Here is a 16,310-nt window from a genome sequence, read left to right as displayed (position 1 = left end):
AACATGTCTGTCCGGCCTGAATCCACCAATGCGATCGACTGCTCCGACCTGGTGATCGACCGGATCGGGCACAGCGGTCCGACGCGCGCGATCGACGGCGTCACGTTCGCGCTCGCACCTGGAGGGCTCATCTGCGTCGCGGGCCCGACGGGTTCGGGGAAGTCCACGCTCGTGGCGGCTCTCGCGGGGTCGACGGACGCGTCGGTGCGCGTCGTCGGCGGCAGAGCCCAGGTCTGCGGGGTCGATGTGCGTCGGCCAGGGCGCAAGCATCGGCTGCTGACCTATCGCACAGGCTTCGTCCCGCAGGGAGCAGGCGCCGATCTGCCGCCTCAGCTCACCGTCAACGAGGTGATCGCGGAGCCCATCCTCATCCGCGAGAAGCGTGTCAACGCCAAGGCACTCTCGATCCGCATCGCGACGCTGCTTGACGAGCTGCATCTCCCTCTCGGACTCGCGGCGAAGTTCCCCTACGAGTTGAGTGCGGGGATGCGTCAGCGGGTCGCGATCGCGCGGTCCTTCGTGCTCGAGCCCCGCGTCCTCATCGCCGACGAGATCCTCGCGAACCTCGACCTCGAGGTGCGCCCCGTCGTCTTCGACGCCATCACTCGCCGCCGCAAGGAGGAGGGGATGGGAGCGCTTCTGGTGACCAACGACGCCGACTTCATCCGCGAGCTCAATGCCGAGACGCTGATGCTCCGTTCCGGCCACGTCGTGGCCCGCGGGGTCGGCAAGGACCTGCTCTGGGCCCCCAATGCCGAAGCCGATTCGCAGCCGTGATCGCATCGGCGGGCGACACGCCCGATGTGCGGACGATGTCACGAGCAGCCTCGGGAGTTTGCTAGGATTGACGAGTTGCCCGCGCAGCGGAGCACATTCCTCGGTAGCTCAATTGGCAGAGCAGCCGGCTGTTAACCGGCAGGTTCTTGGTTCGAGTCCAAGCCGGGGAGCCAATACCCCCGACCTTCGTCTGAAGGTCGGGGGTTTTCCCTTTCCTGGGGGAGCGCGGGCGGGTACCCGATCGACGGATGTCGGTATGCAGAAGGGGACCCCGCCTTCGGCGGAGCCCCCTTCTGTGAGATCGGGTGCGGCAGCGCTACCTGTCGAACTGGTCGGTTCCCAGAGCGCTCCCGTCGGGCAGAGCGCTGCTCAGCTCATCCCCGGAAGTGACTCCGGTCAGCGGCCAGTACAACTCACCAGCCTCCGTCATGACCGCGAAACCCTGCACATGCGGAACATAGAGGGGTTTGTCAGCGGGCCTCCCCTCCGTCCATCCTTGAGAATCGATCTCACCGGACCCCGTGGACCGTTGAGGATTCGGCAAGACGTCTGCGTAGAGCACTACGTCGGTTCCCGGCGGGAGCGCCTTGAGCCACTCGTCGACTCCCGTCATTGGTGCGGACCACAAGGCGAAGTAAACACTCTCGTCGGCATTTCCTTGAACGATCTTGCTAGCCGTGACCTCGACGACGACCGTGGGGATGTCGGAGAATTCGTCATCGAAACGGCCGAATTCTGGGCCAAACTTGATGTCGCGAACCTGTCCTACAATAACAACGTCGACGTCCTTCGCAACGAGTGCGTTGGATGAGAGCGCCTCATAATTGAAGCTGAGCGTTGCCATCACGTTTTCGAGGCCCCGCCGGTCGGCATACCCGTTTGCGGTGTCTCCGCTCGAGTCCGTACCGGCGCAGGAGCTCAGAAAGATCAACGCAGCTACGGTGCCCGCCGCAGCTATGGCTCTGCGTATCACTACTTTACTCATCAGAGATCCTCTCAATACGTGTTCAAATGTGTGACGTGGTGCCCCGCATAAGTGGTGAGCGTGAGTAGGCCACTCGTCATACAGCCGCCGTAGGTCGAGCCGTGCGTCAAGCCAACAATGTGGCCGATCTCGTGGCACAATGAATGCCGCTTGACAGCACTCGATTTGCCGGCAAGGGCCGAGCCTAGAATTAGGGTACTCTGATCGCAAGTGGTTGCTTTTCCGGCAGTCAGTTTGGTGCAAAGGCTGGCGGCAATGAATCCAGCCGGAAGCCCCGATGGGAACTCTGGAGAAACAGCAATATAGCCACCTATGTCAGTCTGCGTTCCGCACGTGGGAGAATAAGTCTGGTATAGCGGGTTCGATTGATTGTTCAAATTCGCCATTTGCAGCCCGAAAAGGCTCCCGTATGCGTCTACCGGCCAGGGATATACAGTGCAGTAATCCACATTTCGGTCGTCGGTAAGGCAGCCAGTGTTGCCACTCGAATTCCACGGACATATGCCGAAGCTGTCGGCATTCGCCGGCTGGGCAACTCCGATTCCGACTCCAACCAGGGATGCAATAAAGAGTGCCACTAAAGTTCGCTTCAAATTGCGCACTTGGTTTCCTCTCCAAGGCATCGACATCGAGTCCGTGCAGAGTGAGAGTATCGACAAAGTGATTGTTGCGCAGTATATTCCGATGCTCGTTCAACATCTGTCTAACGAAAGACCTCGACCTGCCCTGCGCTTACCTGCACGCGCCCTGCCTGACCACGTTCGGCCGTCTCGATAGATTCGGCGTCGAAGCCATCGGGGCGCTGCGCTTGAATGACGAGGGTATCGCCGTGATCATTCGGCCGATTCGCAGGGCGGGCGACAGATCCGATCTTCACCTGAATCGGGATGGGTCCCCCTGTGGTCACAACTCCGAGGGGGGTGATCGCGCCGCTGTGCTCATGTACATCGGCAAAGCACGAAGAAGGGGACCCCGCCCGGTGGCGGAGTCCCCTTCTTCTGTGTTGCGTGCGGGTCAGCGTGCGGCGCCCTTGAGCGATCCGGTCGTCTGTCCCGCCTCATCGAAGATGATGCACTGGATGACACGATCGTTCAGCTCGTCCCAGGTCTGCTGGGTCGGCGTGATCGTGGTCACCTGCAGAGCGGAGTCCTGGTAGCCGACACCGACGAACGTCGTGTACGCGTCGCCGATGCATTCTTCGGATGCTGCGTCCACGGACTCATCGGAGAACTCGCCGTCCTCCATGGTGATCTCGTGGTAGACCTCCATGTCGTGCGGCTGGTCGCACGGCACGACGTCGATGTCCTCGAGCTGTCCGGTGCCGCTGTCCATCGTGCAGTCGCCGAGCTTCAACGAGAAGATGTCGATGTTCGCGCTCTCGGTGACCTGCCCGGTCTCCTCGTCGCGGTCGGCGTCTCCCGAGCCACCGCCCAGGATCCCGTCGAGTGCGCTACAGCCGGTCAGAGCGACCGACAGCGCCACAGCAGCACCCGCGAGTGCCAGCGCGCGTCGTGTGCGCAGTTTCATCATGATGTTCCCCTCCAGAGCGTCTTGGTGAGCGGGCACAGAGAAGCCCGCCTCCAGCACGCTATCCGTCTCCGAGTCTGTGATGCAACTCGGAGGAGCCTGTGATTGGGCTGAAAGGTAAGGTCAGCCTTCCAGGTCGTCGACGCCGGGCATCCAGCTGGCGCCCGGACGTCCCCAACCCCGCTTCTTCGCGATCTTCTGCACGGTCTTCCAGTCGCCGTCCGAGAGACGGTCGATGTAGAGGATGCCGTCGAGGTGATCGAACTCGTGCTGCATGATGCGTGCGCGCCACCCGTCGACCGCGATCTCCACGGGATTGCCGTCGAGATCCGTGCCGGTGACACGCACCCGCTCCGACCGGCGCAGTGCGAAGCGCTCTCCCGGGAAGGACAGGCACCCCTCGGACTCGAGGTCGTCGTCGGGGGCGCCGGGCTCGAGCGGCACCATCCACAGTTCCGGGTTGATGATCACGCCGCGCCAGGGCTGCTCGTCGTCGTCCACATAGGAGTACGTATACAGCCGCAGGGGAACGCCGACCTGGGGTGCGGCGAGACCGACACCGGGAGCGATGTCCATGGTCTCGAACATGTCGGCGACGAGCGTTCGGATGTCGTCGGTGATCTCCTCGACGACGGAGGCGGGGGAGTGCAGGACGGGGTCGCCCATGATGCGAATCGGAAGTACAGCCACGCCATAACCCTACTCGGAGCATGTCGCCGGGTAGGGTCGTAGGGTGAGCATTTCCGTATGGATGACCGGGGCGGAAGACGTCACCGAGCAGCTGGTCGGTGCATTCCAGAACCCCGGGCTGCTCCTCGGCATCCCTCTGGCCCTCGCCGGCGCCGTCTTCATGTCGCTCGGCGCGCAGTATCAGCACCGCGGCGTCGAGAAGGTCGAGCGTCTGAGCGGGTCGACCGGCACGAGCGGGCTGACCTTCGCGCAGGTGAAGGCGTTGATGACCCGTCCGTCCTGGATCGCCGGGACGTTGATGCTGGGTCTCGCGATCGTTTGTCAGCTCGCCGCGCTCGTGCAGGCACCGCTCATCGTCGTCCAGCCTCTGGGTGCCATCGCGCTCGTCATGACGACGCTGTTGAACGCGCGCATATCGGGCCACACGCCGACACGGCAGTCGATCACGGCGATCGTCGCCTGTGTGGGCGGCATCTTCCTCTTCGTCTTCTTCGCCGCGATCTTCGCGACCGAGAAGGATGTGACCGATACCGAACTCTTCACGATCCTCGCGATCCTGCTGGTCGTCATCATCGTGCTCGGAGCATGCTGGCTCGTGCTCCGCCACCGCATGCGCGCCCTCTTCTACGTCATCGGAGCCGGCATCCTCTACGGCTTCGTCGCCACTCTCGCGAAGGTCGTCATCAAGCGCGTGCAGGCGGGCAACTTCGAGTGGATCACGATCGTGTGCGTGATCGCGCTGATCGCCGCCGCGGCGGTGGGCGCCTACTTCGTGCAGACCGCATACAGCTCGGGTCCGCCCGACCTCGTCATCGCCGGATTGACCGTCGTGGACCCTCTGATCGCCGTTCTCATCGGGATGACGATCCTCGGTGAGGCAGCCGCAGCGCCGCCATGGGTGCTGGTCATCTTCGGCATCGCCGGCGCGATCGCGGTCTGGGGAGTCGTCGGTCTGGCGCGATACCACCCGCAGGTGCTGAGCGACAGCCAGGACCTCGGCATCCCCCGAGGAAGCGACGCCCCGGCGGACGGTCCGTCGAAGGACGCCGACGCCTGACAGGCGCAGCGAAAACGCCGAGGCCCGGAGGCGCTCGGCGTTTTCGCTGGACGACGGTCAGTACGACTGGTCGATGAGGTCGGGAGAGACCTCGGAGGCCGCGGCGTCGTCGACGAAGAAGACCGTGCGCTTGCGGCCCTTGGCTCCGGCCACCGGCACGCTGGTGTAGCTCGCGCCGGCGAGAGCCAGGCCCAGAGCAGATGCCTTGTCGGCCCCGGTGAGCACGAGCCAGACACGCTTGGACGCATTGAGCACCGGGCGCGTGAGCGTCACACGCTCGGGCGGTGGCTTCGGCGAGTTGCGCACCGGCAGCGCGGCGACATCGGTGACGGTCACCTCCTGCCTGTCGGGGAACAGCGAGGCGATGTGACCGTCGGGGCCGACCCCGAGGAAGCACACGGCGAATGACGGCCACGGGTGCTCGTCGGTGCCGAAGCGCGCGAGTTCCTCCGCATACGCCGTGGCGGCCTCGTCGAGTGTCAGGCCTTCGCCTGCGGCCGCGACCTCATGCACGTTCTCCGGCGGGACCGGGATGTGATCGAGCAGAGCGGCTCGTGACTGCACGGCGTTGCGGTCGGCATCCGTCCGGGCCACGAAGCGCTCGTCGCCCCACCAGAAGTGCACCAGTGACCAGTCGATCTCGTCGGACCGGGGGTCCTCGAGGGTCGCGCGCAGGACCGCACCGCCCATGGAGCCGCCGGTGAGGGCGACGTGGGCGATGCGGCCGTTGCGAGTGCGTGCCCGCAGCCGAGTGAGGAACCGGTCAGCGACCCGAGCAGCCAGGGCTCCCGGGGTGCTCTCGACCACGACCCGCTTCTCTGCGGGCGTCGGCTGCGTCGACATCATTCTCCTGTCTCGGGCGGGCCCAGCTTTTTCCAGCCCTCGGTGATCACTCGACCGTACAGGACGTCGGGGTCGAGGCGACGCAGCTCCTCTGCGAGGCACTCACGCAGAGTGCGACGCGGCAGGTGCAGGTCGTGATCGGGCTGCTCCGGCTGCGTCAGGACGGCCACGCCCGGCTCGGGACGCTCGAGGAGGATGTCACCGGACGCACGTGTCAGGCGCACCGACTTGATGCCCTCCTGCCAGTGCTCGGGGTCCTCGTAGTGCCATGTGACCGTGATGTCGAGTGCCATCTGCAACCAGGCCGCGAGCAGGGCGGTGGATGGCGATGCCGATCCGCCGCGCACCTCGACAGCGGTGACCTCTTCGAACGGGGGCTGATCGAGCACAGCGGCGAGCTGCTCGCGCCAGTGCGTCAGACGCGTCCAGGCGAGGTCGGTGTCACCGGGGGCGTGCGTCTCGCCGAGCAGCGCGAGCCGGTCGCGCACATCGGGAGCCGTGGCGGCATCCGTGATGCGGCGCTGCGCGATCCTGCCCAGCGGCGAGTTGGCGGGAGAGGCGGGAGCCTCTTCCGGCCACCACGCGACCACCGGTGCGTCGGGCAGCAGCAGGCCGGTGACGAGGCTCTCCTCGTTGCTCGCGGCGTCGCCGTACGCGTGGAGGACGACGACCTCGCTCGCGCCGGCGTCACCTCCGACGCGGATCTGCGCGTCGAGACGGGCGTCGCCGTCGCCCGTGGTGAGCACGATGACACGCATCGGGTGCTCACGGGATGCGTCGTTCGCCGCGTCGATCGCTGCTTCAGCGACGCCGTTGCGCGCGGAGATGATCAGCGTGAGCACGCGACCGAGGGCGACCGCACCGCCGTCTTCGCGCACCTTGACGAGCTGCTTGGCGACCTGGCTGACGGTCGTGTCGGGAAGGTCGATGATCACGGGCGTCTCCAGACTCGTCCGTCACGGGCAAGGAGGTCGTCGGCGGATGCCGGACCCCACGAACCGGGTGCGTACTGGTCGACCGGGCCGCCTTCGGCAGCCCAGAACTTCTCTACGGGGTCGAGGATCTTCCAGGAGAGCTCGACTTCTTCATGCCGCGGGAACAGCGGCGGGTCGCCCAGCAGGACGTCGAGGATCAGTCGCTCGTACGCCTCGGGGCTCGCCTCGGTGAACGCGTGGCCGTAGCCGAAGTCCATCGTGACATCGCGCACGTTGGTGCCGTTGCCCGGAACCTTCGACCCGAAGCGGATCGTCACTCCCTCATCGGGCTGCACGCGGATGACGAGGGCGTTCTGCCCGAGCTCCGAGGTGTTCGAGCGGCCGAAGAGATGCTCCGGCGCCTTCTTGAACACGACGGCGACCTCGGTGACACGACGACCGAGGCGCTTGCCGGTGCGCAGGTAGAACGGCACGCCCGACCAGCGACGCGTGTCGATCTCGAGCTTGATCGCGGCGTACGTCTCCGTCGCGGACTCCGGGTTCATGCCGTCTTCGTCGAGGAATCCGGTGACCTGCTCGCCGCCCTGCCATCCGCCGGCATACTGTCCGCGGGCTGTAGCGAGGGAGAGATCGTCGGGCACGTGCACCGCAGCGAGGACCTTCTCCTTCTCGGCGCGGAGGTGCTCGGCGGAGAGCGAGATCGGCTCCTCCATCGCGGTGAGCGCGAGCAGCTGCAGCAGGTGGTTCTGGATGACGTCGCGCGCTGCGCCGACACCGTCGTAGTACCCGGCACGGCCGCCGACGCCGATGTCCTCGGCCATCGTGATCTGCACGTGGTCGACGTAGTTGCGGTTCCAGATCGGCTCGTAGAGCTCGTTCGCGAAGCGCAGCGCCAGGATGTTCTGGACCGTCTCCTTGCCGAGGTAGTGGTCGATGCGGAAGATCGAATCCGCCGAGAACGCCACTTCGAGAGCCGCGTTCAGCTCGCGAGCCGATTCGAGGTCGTGACCGAACGGCTTCTCGATGACGACACGACGCCAGCGCTCGTCATCGTCGTCGTTCGCGCCCACGAGACCGGAATCCTTGAGCTGCTTGGCGACGAGCGGGAAGTCCTTCGGCGGGATCGACAGGTAGAACGCGTGGTTCCCCATCGTGCCGCGCTCGACATCCAGCTGGTCGACCGTCTCGCGCAGCTTGCGGAACGACTCGGGGTTGTCGAACTCGCCGCTGACGAAGCGGATGCCCTGCAGCAGCTGCGCCCATGTCTCCTCACGGAACGGGGTGCGGGCGTGCTGCTTGACGGCGTCGTAGACGACCTGGGCGAAGTCCTGGTCCTCCCAGTCGCGACGGGCGAACCCGACCAGCGCGAATCCGGGCGGCAGGAGACCGCGGTTGGCGAGGTCGTAGACGGCGGGCATGAGCTTCTTGCGCGACAGGTCACCGGTGACGCCGAAGATCACGAGGGCGCTGGGCCCTGCGATTCGGTTCAGCCGGCGATCATCGGGGTCACGCAGCGGGTTGTGCCCGCGCGAAATGGGAACAGACATCGGTGGGGGATTCTCCTGGCTGTTACTTCTGTGCTGCTTCGAAGAGGGTGAGGACGTCAGCCGACGAATCGGTGATCGTCAGTGACACGACCGGCCGGCCGTGCGCGGCGAGGACGCCGGCGTCGCCGGCGGCCTGAGCCTCGATGAGCTGGCCGAACGTGAACGGACGTTCGGGGATCTCGAGATCCACCTCGGTGCGCTCCAGGATCTGCAGGAAGACGCCCTGTGCGGGGCCGCCCTTGTGATACTGGCCGGTCGAGTGCAGGAAGCGGGGTCCCCAGCCGAAGGTCGTCGGCCGGCCGGAGTCGGCTGCGACGAGCTCGCGGATGCCTTGCAACTGCGGCACATCGAGACGGTTCACGTATGCCTGGATCGACACGTAGCCGTCGTCGGCGAGGCGTGCCCAGAGTGCGTCGAGCACTCCCTCGACGGTTCCGGACTCTGCGAGAGCGGGGTCGGACACGCGGACCTCGACGCCGTTCTCGACGAACGCCGGGTCGGTCGGGGCGGGACGTGCGTCGAGCAGACCACGCGCGGCGACCTTCGCCGACTCGACATCGGGCTGGTCGAACGGGTTGATCCCGAGCAGATATCCCGCGATCGCCGTGGCGTACTCCCAGACGATGAGCTGTGCGCCCAGCGATCCGCTGACGAGGATCTCGCCCGCATGACGCTCACGCAGGTGGAACTCGTTCGCGTCGTCGACCAGGCGCACGATCTGCAGATCGGCCGGCGTCGAATCGAGCTCGGGAGAGACAGGCAGCAGGACGACGGGAAGGATCCCGGTGCCCGCCTTGCCCGTGGACTCCGCGATGAGCTGCTCGATCCAGTCGGGCAGCCCGTTGATGTGCGTTCCGTCGGTGATGAGACCGAGCTTGTCGCGACGCGGCGTCGTCGAGGCGATCGCCGCCGCCAGACGCAGCGCGGGGTTCTCTGCGGAGTCGACGGCGACCTCGAGGAGCGAGGCCTCGGCCTCGTTCAGGAGCTCGTCGATGTCGGCGCCCGCGAGGCCCGAGGGCACGAGCCCGAAGGCGGTGAGAGCCGAATAGCGTCCGCCCACGTTCGGGTCGGCGTTGAAGACGCGGTACCCGGCCTCGCGAGCCGAGGTGTCGAGGGGCGATCCCGGGTCGGTGACCACGACGATGCGGTCGACGGGATCGATGCCGACATCACGGAACGCCGCTTCGAAGGTGCGACGCTGCGAGTCCGTCTCGACCGTGGAGCCGGACTTCGAGGAGACCACGAGGACGGTGCCCTCGAGTCCCTCGTCGAGCGCGGCGAGCACCTGTCCGGGGGCCGTCGAGTCGAGGATGGTCAGGGGCACACCGCTCGTCTGCGCGATCACCTCGGGGGCGAGCGACGAGCCGCCCATGCCTGCCAGCACGACCCGAGTGACGCCCTTGGCGTGCAGCTCATCCCGCAGGGCCGCGATCTCCGCGACCAGCGGGCGGGAGATCGACACGGCCTCGACCCAGCCGAGGCGGGTGGCCGCCTCGGCTTCGGCCTCGGGGCCCCACAGGGTGGCGTCGCCACCCGTGACACGCGACGCGATGAGATCGTGCACGAGTGCCGGCACGGTCTCATCGATCGCCGCGCGCGCCGCGCCCGAGGCGTGGATCGCGAATGTCATCGCTGCGCCTCGAGCCCTTCGCGCACCTGGGTGAGCAGGTCGTGCCAGGAGTCGATGAACTTGGCGACACCCTCGTCTTCGAGCACCTGGGTGACATCGGTGAAATCGATACCGAGGTCTGCCAGGCCGGCGAAGACGGCGCGTGCTTCTTCGTAGCCACCCGTGATGGTGTCTCCGGTGACCACGCCGTGGTCGAACGTCGCCTCGAGCGTCTTCTCGGGCATCGTGTTGACGACGTCCTTGGCGACGAGCTCGGTGACGTACAGGGTGTCCGGCAGCGCCGGGTCCTTGACGCCGGTCGATGCCCACAGCGGACGCTGAGCGTTCGCGCCGAGCTTGATCAGGTCCTGTGCGCGCTTCTCCGCGAACTTCTGCTCGTAGAGCTCGTAGGCCAGACGGGCGTTCGCGAGTCCGGCCTTGCTCTTGAGAGCCTCGGCCTCATCCGAGCCGATGGCGGAGAGACGCTTGTCGGTCTCGGTATCGACGCGCGACACGAAGAACGAGGCGACGGAGTGGATGCTCGACAGGTCGAAGTCGGCGCTGTGCGCGCGCTCGAGTCCGGTCAGGTACGCGTCGATGACCTCGGCGTAGCGCTCCAGGCTGAAGATCAGGGTCACGTTGACGCTGATGCCCGAGGCGATCGCCTCGGTGATCGCCGGCAGTCCGGCCTTCGTCGCGGGGATCTTGACCAGCAGGTTCGGACGGTCGACCTTGGCCCACAGCTGCTTGGCCTGGGCGACCGTGCCCTCGGTGTCGTGTGCGAGGTCGGGGGAGACCTCGATCGAGACGCGGCCGTCGACATGACCCGACTTCTCCCAGACGGGACGGAAGACATCGAGCGCCGCAGCGACGTCCTGCGTGGTCGCGGCGAAGACAGCCTCTTCGGCCGTCGCACCGGACGCGGCGAGCTCAGTGACCTGAGCGTCGTACGACGTGTTGTTCTTGTCGGTGATCGCGTTGGCGAAGATCGTCGGGTTCGTGGTGACGCCGACGACGTTGCGGGTCTCGATCAGCTCGGCGAGGTTGCCGGAGGAGATGCGGGTGCGGGACAGGTCGTCGAGCCAGATGCTGACGCCGGCTGCGGCGAGGTCTGCGGTGGGGGTGCTCATGCGTTCTCCTTGATGGTCTCGCGGGCGGCCGCGATGACGGCCTCGGTGGTGATGCCGAACTTCTCGAACAGGGTCTTGTAGTCGGCGGAGGCGCCGAAGTGGTCGATGCCGACCGAGCGGCCGCGGTCGCCCACGATTCCGCGCCAGCTGAGGACGGAACCGGCCTCGACCGAGACCCGAGCGGTGACGGCCTTCGGGAGCACCGACTCGCGGTACGCCTCGTCCTGCTCGTCGAACCACTCGAGCGACGGGGCGGAGACGACGCGCACGTTCACGCCCTCGTCGGCCAGCGCTGCACGTGCGTCGACGGCGAGCTGCACCTCGGAACCCGTCGCGATGATGATCACGTCGGGGGTGCCGTTCGGAGCCTCGGCGAGCACATACGCGCCCTTCGAGACACCGTCGGTGGAGGCGAAGACGTCGCCGTCTGCCGCACCCTGGCCGCGCTCGAACACCGGGATGTTCTGACGCGTCAGCGCGATGCCTGCCGGGCCTTCGTGGCGGCGCAGGATCTCGAGCCACGCGGCCGAGGTCTCGTTGGCGTCCGCCGGGCGCACCAGGGTGAAGTTCGGGATGGCGCGCAGCGTGGCGATCTGCTCGACAGGCTGATGCGTCGGGCCGTCCTCGCCGAGTGCGACGGAGTCGTGCGTCCAGACGAAGATGCTGGGCACGTTCATCAGTGCGGCCAGACGCACCGGCGGGCGCATGTAGTCACTGAAGATGAGGAACGTGCCGCCGAAGGCGCGGGTCGGGCCGTGCAGCACGATGCCGTTGACGATCGCACCCATGGCGTGCTCGCGGATGCCGAAGTGGAGAACGCGTCCGTAGGGGTCGCCCGACCATTCGTGAGTGGACCACTCGGCGGGGATGAAGGACTTCGAATCCTTGATCGTGGTGAGGTTCGACTCGGCGAGGTCGGCCGATCCGCCCCAGAGCTCGGGGAGCTCGGCGGCGAGTGCGTTGATGACCTGGCCGGAGGCCGCGCGGGTCGAGACGTCCTTGCCGCTCTCGAAGACCGGGAGAGCTGAGGTGATGTCCTCAGGTAGCGCCTTCGCCTCGAGGCGGTCTAGCAGGGCCTTGCGCTCGGGGTTGGCGGCGGCCCACGCGTCGAAGGACTGTTGCCATGCGGCGCGCGTCTCGGCGGCACGGTCGGCGAGCGCGCGGGTGTGGGCGATCACGTCGTCCGCGATCGCGAAGTGCTCCTCGGCGTCGAAGCCGAGGACCTTCTTCGTCGCGGCGAGCTCTTCTCCACCGAGGGCGGAGCCGTGGATCTTCCCGGAGTTCTGCTTGCCGGGCGACGGCCAACCGATGATCGTCTTGAGGATGATGAGCGAGGGCTTGGAGGTCTCACCCTTCGCGGCCTCGATGGCGGCGTGCAGCTCGGCGACGTCCTCGACGTACTCGCCCGTCTTCTTCCAGTCGACGGTCTGCACCTGCCAGCCGTAGGCCTCGTAGCGCTTGGCGACGTCTTCGGTGAAGGCGACGTTGGTGTCGTCCTCGATGGAGATCTGGTTCGAGTCGTAGATCGCGATCAGGTTGCCGAGCTCCTGGTGACCGGCCAGCGAGGAGGCCTCGCTCGTCACGCCCTCCTGGAGGTCGCCGTCACCGGCGATCACGTAGACGAAGTGGTCGAAGGGGCTGGTGCCCGCCGCGGCCTCGGGGTCGAACAGGCCGCGCTCGTAGCGGGCGGCATAGGCGAAGCCGACGGCAGAGGCGAGGCCCTGACCGAGCGGGCCGGTGGTGATCTCGACGCCCTTGGTGTGTCCGTACTCGGGGTGTCCGGGGGTGAGCGAGCCCCAGGTGCGCAGCGCCTTGAGGTCGTCGAGCTCGAGTCCGAAGCCGCCGAGGTAGAGCTGCACGTACTGCGTCAGGGAGGAGTGTCCGACCGAGAGGATGAAGCGGTCACGGCCGAGCCAGTCGGTGTCGGTCGGGTCGTGGCGCAGCACACGCTGGTACAGCAGGTACGCGGCCGGGGCGAGGCTCATCGCGGTGCCGGGGTGTCCGTTGCCGACCTTCTCGACGGCGTCCGCGGCCAGCAGACGAGCGGTGTCCACCGCGCGCCGATCGATTTCTTCCCACTGCAGTTCCGACACGGTGAAGCCCTTCTCAGACAGTTCGAGAGCGCCCGGAAAGCAGCATCGATGTCCGCGTCGTTACGGAAGGAATGTGATGTGCACCGGGCACGCGAGTCTTTTCAGCATAGCGCTGTGATCAGACTCGTTACCTCCCTTTACAACGTGCGGCGAGGCGTGTAATTCCCGGTTCGAGAGCTTGTCTCCCGAGCCCTTGGAACCACGGCTCACGACGCGCGGAACGCCGTTCCACCGCACGTCTCTGAGGGCACCGGAGACCGTGGGTCAGCATCCGATACCGTCAGGGTCTTCGGTGCAGGTGTGGGCGACGAGGGCGGTGCGGGCCTCGAGGATGCGAATGGTCTGGGGTGTTCCCGTGGTGGTGATCTGCCCGGCGAGCGGGATCCATCCGGTGCCGAGGTCGATCTCGACCGTGTAGCCGGTGATGAGAATGACGGAGTACTCGCCGCGCTCTCGGTAGACGTGCGTCGCCGCGGTGGGGGAGAACTGGGGCAGCCCGAGTGCCTCCCAGGTCTGGCCGGGTGCGGTGAGGGTGGCTGTGGTGCCGTCGCCGTAGTCGTACGCGTAGGTATCGGGAGTGAATCGAACGGTGAGGGGGATGCCGAACAACTCGCCGGCCTGGGTGTGGGTGGTGGCGGTGGTGGTGAAGTTGGTGGGGAGGTCAGCGATGCCGACGTTGCCCGGTTCGGCCTTGGCGGAGACGGGCGGGGGCGCGAAGCGTGCCAGGTCGGTGATGGTGATGGTGGGGGTTGCGGGTGCTGCGGGCGCTCCGTTTTCTCGAAGCGGGGACGGCTCGCCCGGACGGGTGGGTTCATGGCAGCGGACGGTGCCGGAGTCGTCCATGCAGTCGGCGAGGCGGATCGCCCGGTCGCTGGGTCGTGCGGGTTCCGTGGAGGTGTCGGGTGTGTCGGCATTGCGGGTTCCGGGGATGCCGGGGGTGCTCGTGGTCGCGGGGGTGCCGGGGCGTTGCTGCGTGCCAGAGACCGTCACCGAACCTCCGTTGCTCCCGATGACTACATCAGCGCCTCCCACTCCACCTCCGTCTTCAGCGCTCCCCGGAGCGAACAACAAAGCGGCGAGGGCGATCCTCGATATCACCCGGCGCACTTTGACTCCTCAACGCGATCAGCGTGGTCGATCAGAAGCCCGCTACTCGACTCGATGAATCGGACTCGCAAGGCGTTTAGGTCAGGTCTCGACTCCGGCAGGACTGAGCGTCCGTCCGCCCCCGTGACGTCCGACATGCTCACATCCACGCAGATCACTGCGGTCACTGTGTCCAAGAGTGGCGACGCGTCCAGGGGCTTGAACGCGACGACTGTGGTGGATCCGACGAAGGAGTACCCCTCCGCGTGCAGCTCTGAAAGTGTGGTTCGATCAGCCTTCTGAAAGTCCCCGGTGGCGAGTTCGAACACTGCTTCAAACGTTCCGGGATCTCCGAGGTCGATGGAACTGAAGGCCTCGTTGTACGCCCGGTACACCTCTTCCGCTGCGGCGAAGGCCTCGGCCTCGCTGGCGAACGCGGGAGTCGGCGTCGGTGCCGTCGCCGCTCCGGGCGCGCAGCCGACGAGAAACAGGACGAGTGCGGGCACCACGACGACCGCGCCGCGAGACACCATGGAGGAGCGACATGGGCGGTGGCGTGGAATCACCCGGTCACGGTAACCGTGATCGCGGCGCTCGCGTGGGCGTTATCCACAGCACCGCTGTGCCTTAGACTGGAAAAGCTGTCGTGACGCGTGCGGAGGAGGCGATCGAGATCTCGACGATGTCTGATCAGACCGTTGTGAAGAAGTCCATCGGTCGTACCGTGAAGGCGTACGTCGCCCTCACCAAGCCGCGCGTCCTCGAACTGCTGCTGGTGTCGACCGTCCCGGTGATGTTCCTCGCACAGGGCGGTCTCCCCGACATGCTGCTGGTGCTGGCCACCGTGATCGGTGGGTCGTTGAGCGCCGGTTCCGCCGCCGCGTTCAACATGTATCTCGACCGCGACATCGACGCGCACATGCACCGCACCGAGAATCGTCCGCTGGTGACGGGGGAGATCACGCCCCGAGGGGCGCTCATCTTCTCGTGGACTCTGGCTATCGTCTCTACTGTCTGGCTCCTGGTCACGACCAATTGGCTCGCCGCGGCGCTGTCCGCCTTCGCGATCTTCTTCTATGTGGTCATCTACACGATGATCCTCAAGCGTCGCACCGAGCAGAACATCATCTGGGGCGGCATCGCCGGATGCTTCCCCGTGCTGATCGGCTGGGCCGCGGTCACGGGTTCGCTCGACTGGCCGGCCTTCATCCTCTTCGCCCTCATCTTCCTGTGGACTCCGCCGCACTACTGGCCGCTGTCCATGAAGTACAAGGACGACTACGAAGACGTCGACGTGCCCATGCTCGGCGTGACCCGCAACGCCTCACAGGTCGGTCTGCAGGTCATCCTGTACGCCTGGGCGACCGTCGCCTGCTCGTTGCTGCTGATCCCGATCGCGAACATGGGCCTCGTCTACGGCGTCTCCGCCGCGGTGTTCGGCGGATGGTTCATCTACGAATCACACCGTCTGTACAACCAGGCGGTGCGGGGGAACGAGGCGCGGCCGATGCGAGTCTTCCACGCCTCGATCACCTACTTGACGCTGATCTTCGTGGCCGTCGCGGTCGACCCGCTGCTGCCCTTCTGAGTCTCGTCGTCCTCGTCGGCGTCCTTCTCGGCGTCCGATGCGGGAGTCGTGATGTGGGCATTCGAGGCCTCCGGCTCGGTCTCGCTCTCCGACTCCGACGTCCAGTCGATGGGCTCCACCACGACGGGCTTCGCTGACGGCACGAGTGCCTGCACGGCCATGAGCGCGACGGCCAGAAGGATGCCGATGACGCCGGCGCCGAGCAGAGCGGCTCCGACCACGACGAGCGACTGTCCCACGTAGACCTCGATGCCGGTCGCGGTGCCGTCGAGCAGTGTGCTCGTCATCGTTCCGACCTGTCCGGCGACGAGCCATCCGCCGACTCCCGCCGAAGCGAGCGAGAGGACGAGGAGGAGCCAGAAGCCGATGCTGCGTGTCAGTGACTTGTTCATGTCAGCCACGGTGCACGACGAAGTGATGAGCCCGTGATGTCGCAGCTATGC

The 16,310-nt window shown here is 66.3% G+C and carries 15 protein-coding genes and 1 tRNA gene; 4 read left to right on the top strand and 12 right to left on the bottom strand.

Annotated elements, in window-relative coordinates:
- The first annotated feature begins 3 nt into the window (after positions 1-3).
- Both IXW21_RS05645 and IXW21_RS05640 read left to right on the top strand, forming a co-directional pair.
- On the top strand, positions 4-777 hold the full coding sequence (locus IXW21_RS05645; RefSeq protein ID WP_194763292.1) for an ATP-binding cassette domain-containing protein: 774 nt from the start codon (positions 4-6) through the stop codon (positions 775-777).
- Between the two features lie 97 nt (positions 778-874).
- A tRNA-Asn gene (locus IXW21_RS05640) sits at positions 875-950 on the top strand.
- A 143-nt stretch (positions 951-1,093) separates the two neighbouring features.
- Here IXW21_RS05640 and IXW21_RS05635 read toward each other — a convergent pair.
- The 3 genes from IXW21_RS05635 to def all read right to left on the bottom strand — a co-directional run bounded on the left by IXW21_RS05635 (position 1,094) and on the right by def (position 3,979).
- Positions 1,094-1,762 carry a hypothetical protein gene (locus IXW21_RS05635; protein ID WP_194763291.1) on the bottom strand — a complete coding sequence of 223 codons (669 nt, stop codon included), beginning with the start codon at positions 1,760-1,762 and terminating at the stop codon, positions 1,094-1,096.
- Between the two features lie 1,014 nt (positions 1,763-2,776).
- Entirely contained in the window at positions 2,777-3,292 is a 516-nt protein-coding gene (locus tag IXW21_RS05630; RefSeq protein WP_194763290.1) for a septum formation family protein, read from the bottom strand.
- Positions 3,293-3,412: 120 nt separating this feature from the next.
- Positions 3,413-3,979 (bottom strand): peptide deformylase, encoded by a 567-nt coding sequence (gene def / locus IXW21_RS05625; protein ID WP_194763289.1) that lies wholly within the window; start codon positions 3,977-3,979, stop codon positions 3,413-3,415.
- 61 nt (positions 3,980-4,040) lie between these two features.
- Between def and IXW21_RS05620 the strand changes: the two genes are divergently transcribed.
- Entirely contained in the window at positions 4,041-5,036 is a 996-nt protein-coding gene (locus tag IXW21_RS05620; protein ID WP_194763496.1) for a DMT family transporter, read from the top strand.
- 57 nt (positions 5,037-5,093) lie between these two features.
- On the opposite strand, the gene pgl is transcribed toward IXW21_RS05620, so the two are convergent.
- The 8 genes from pgl to IXW21_RS05580 all read right to left on the bottom strand — a co-directional run bounded on the left by pgl (position 5,094) and on the right by IXW21_RS05580 (position 14,812).
- A complete protein-coding gene (gene pgl / locus IXW21_RS05615; RefSeq protein ID WP_194763288.1) occupies positions 5,094-5,879 on the bottom strand; it encodes a 6-phosphogluconolactonase in 786 nt (261 codons plus the stop codon).
- Positions 5,879-6,814, bottom strand: coding sequence for a glucose-6-phosphate dehydrogenase assembly protein OpcA (locus IXW21_RS05610; RefSeq protein WP_194763287.1), 936 nt, complete (start codon positions 6,812-6,814; stop codon positions 5,879-5,881). Before IXW21_RS05610 ends, pgl begins: the two co-directional genes overlap by 1 nt.
- Positions 6,811-8,361, bottom strand: a complete 1,551-nt coding sequence (zwf, locus tag IXW21_RS05605; RefSeq protein WP_194763286.1) for a glucose-6-phosphate dehydrogenase — start codon at positions 8,359-8,361, stop codon at positions 6,811-6,813. The genes IXW21_RS05610 and zwf overlap by 4 nt, the downstream gene beginning before the upstream one ends.
- A 22-nt stretch (positions 8,362-8,383) precedes the next feature.
- Complete coding sequence (locus IXW21_RS05600; protein WP_194763285.1) at positions 8,384-9,991, bottom strand: glucose-6-phosphate isomerase; 1,608 nt, start codon at positions 9,989-9,991, stop codon at positions 8,384-8,386.
- Positions 9,988-11,100, bottom strand: a complete 1,113-nt coding sequence (tal, locus tag IXW21_RS05595) for a transaldolase (RefSeq protein WP_194763284.1) — start codon at positions 11,098-11,100, stop codon at positions 9,988-9,990. The genes IXW21_RS05600 and tal overlap by 4 nt, the downstream gene beginning before the upstream one ends.
- Positions 11,097-13,193 carry a transketolase gene (gene tkt / locus IXW21_RS05590; protein ID WP_194763283.1) on the bottom strand — a complete coding sequence of 699 codons (2,097 nt, stop codon included), beginning with the start codon at positions 13,191-13,193 and terminating at the stop codon, positions 11,097-11,099. The genes tal and tkt overlap by 4 nt, the downstream gene beginning before the upstream one ends.
- Before the next feature lie 264 nt (positions 13,194-13,457).
- Positions 13,458-14,183, bottom strand: a complete 726-nt coding sequence (locus IXW21_RS05585) for a hypothetical protein (protein WP_194763282.1) — start codon at positions 14,181-14,183, stop codon at positions 13,458-13,460.
- A 104-nt stretch (positions 14,184-14,287) separates the two neighbouring features.
- Entirely contained in the window at positions 14,288-14,812 is a 525-nt protein-coding gene (locus tag IXW21_RS05580) for a hypothetical protein (protein WP_194763281.1), read from the bottom strand.
- A gap of 140 nt (positions 14,813-14,952) precedes the next feature.
- Here IXW21_RS05580 and IXW21_RS05575 point away from each other — a divergent pair, with 140 nt between their 5' ends.
- Positions 14,953-15,867 (top strand): heme o synthase, encoded by a 915-nt coding sequence (locus IXW21_RS05575; RefSeq protein ID WP_396654175.1) that lies wholly within the window; start codon positions 14,953-14,955, stop codon positions 15,865-15,867.
- Here IXW21_RS05575 and IXW21_RS05570 read toward each other — a convergent pair.
- A complete protein-coding gene (locus IXW21_RS05570; RefSeq protein WP_194763279.1) occupies positions 15,813-16,259 on the bottom strand; it encodes a hypothetical protein in 447 nt (148 codons plus the stop codon). The genes IXW21_RS05575 and IXW21_RS05570 overlap by 55 nt on opposite strands.
- Positions 16,260-16,310 lie beyond the last annotated feature (51 nt).

The sequence above is a fragment of the Microbacterium sp. UFMG61 genome (genome assembly GCF_015354505.1).
Classification (GTDB): domain Bacteria; phylum Actinomycetota; class Actinomycetes; order Actinomycetales; family Microbacteriaceae; genus Microbacterium.
The sequence above is the reverse complement of the archived record's forward strand: the minus strand, read 5'-3'. Positions and strand labels throughout refer to the sequence as shown.

Coding starts and splice junctions, on each gene's coding strand:
- IXW21_RS05600 (WP_194763285.1), bottom strand. CDS start 9,991: ATGACATTCGCGATCCACGCCTCGGGCGCGGCGCGCGCGGCGATCGAT.
- IXW21_RS05645 (WP_194763292.1), top strand. CDS start 4: ATGTCTGTCCGGCCTGAATCCACCAATGCGATCGACTGCTCCGACCTG.
- IXW21_RS05635 (WP_194763291.1), bottom strand. CDS start 1,762: ATGAGTAAAGTAGTGATACGCAGAGCCATAGCTGCGGCGGGCACCGTA.
- IXW21_RS05580 (WP_194763281.1), bottom strand. CDS start 14,812: ATGGTGTCTCGCGGCGCGGTCGTCGTGGTGCCCGCACTCGTCCTGTTT.
- IXW21_RS05620 (WP_194763496.1), top strand. CDS start 4,041: ATGACCGGGGCGGAAGACGTCACCGAGCAGCTGGTCGGTGCATTCCAG.
- pgl (WP_194763288.1), bottom strand. CDS start 5,879: ATGTCGACGCAGCCGACGCCCGCAGAGAAGCGGGTCGTGGTCGAGAGC.
- IXW21_RS05630 (WP_194763290.1), bottom strand. CDS start 3,292: ATGATGAAACTGCGCACACGACGCGCGCTGGCACTCGCGGGTGCTGCT.
- IXW21_RS05570 (WP_194763279.1), bottom strand. CDS start 16,259: ATGAACAAGTCACTGACACGCAGCATCGGCTTCTGGCTCCTCCTCGTC.
- tal (WP_194763284.1), bottom strand. CDS start 11,100: ATGAGCACCCCCACCGCAGACCTCGCCGCAGCCGGCGTCAGCATCTGG.
- zwf (WP_194763286.1), bottom strand. CDS start 8,361: ATGTCTGTTCCCATTTCGCGCGGGCACAACCCGCTGCGTGACCCCGAT.